The following is a 1,197-nucleotide window of genomic DNA, read 5'->3' on the forward strand; positions in this document are numbered from 1 at the left end:
AGCCAGAATGGGCTGGATGGAGGCACGGTAGTGTTCAACCTGACCTCGGCCAAGGTCTTGCACCATAGTGTGAACAGTACCGTGTGCTTGAAGTATTCGGTGGTGAGCACGGGCGTGGCTGACCCACGCCCGTCGCAGGTGCAGACGGTGAAAGTCAATACGATTCCGGCCACGGACTTACCGCAGCCACTCATCAACAGTATTATTGATGGAGGCACGCTGAACCTGGGTAGTTTTACCGGCGACGCCAAGGCATCAGTGGATAAGTGGCCTTTGAGCGACAAAGACCAACTAGGGTGGATGATACTCAGCAGCGACGGTATAGAAGATCTACTGGTGATGGAGGGCGAACTGATCAGCGCCACGGAGGCCGCCAATGGTTTGAGAGATAAAGCTGTGCTGCGTAGTTGGTTGGACAGGGTGGCAAATAATAGCCAGGTAACGTTGAGTTTTTACGTGGCCTATAATGGTATCGACGATCAGAGCCGGGCAGTTGAGTTTCCCAGTACGCAATACACTATCAGTCGCAGCACTCCGTTATACGTCACGCCGACTTATATCCAGCTCTCCGGATTTACATTCATGCTGGGAGATTACCCCAGCCTCCTCCCCGCCAACACCCCTGGCAATACGACGCAACTGAGCGTGGGCGGCGGTACCGGGCCTTATACTTACTCATCCGATAAAAGCTATATCGCTTCTGTCAGTACAACTGGAGCGGTTTCCTCACGGGGCAATGGTCCAACAACCATCCGAATCACGGACTCTTCGAGTCCGCCACAGACCGTAACCGTCGGAGTGTACGTTACCAACGTGATCTGGGTTTACAACAACGGTGTAGGCGCGCACGAAGAAGTGTATGAAAGGGCGATAGAGCGGGACATGACCCTACCCACCCTTAATGAACAGAAGCTTATGCAACAGCAGTACGCCGGTCGTTGGCCGATGCCAAATAATTACTATTGGTCGCGCACCCATTACAAAACTGAGTTTGGGATTTACTATTATTGGACCACTAACTTGGCGTCAGGAGTAACGGCATGGTTCGCCACCGTCAACAGCAACCGTTTTAACTCGATAGCGGTCAATAGTAATAAAATAGAAAACTAGCCGCACACCCGCTTGAACGGGGGCAGTTCTATTTGACCGTAGACTGTCCCTTTTTTCAGGGTGAATGGCAGCACTCAGCAAAGACTA

Annotated in this window: 1 pseudogene; it reads left to right on the forward strand. The window is 52.1% G+C overall.

Going from position 1 to position 1,197, the window contains the following annotated elements:
- Positions 1 to 1,110: pseudogene (locus E4O97_RS27505) on the forward strand (hypothetical protein); the annotation flags it as partial.
- Positions 1,111 to 1,197: the final 87 nt, after the last annotated feature.

It is taken from the genome of Pseudomonas sp. W15Feb34 (genome assembly GCF_023127765.1).
Classification (GTDB): domain Bacteria; phylum Pseudomonadota; class Gammaproteobacteria; order Pseudomonadales; family Pseudomonadaceae; genus Aquipseudomonas; species Aquipseudomonas synxantha_A.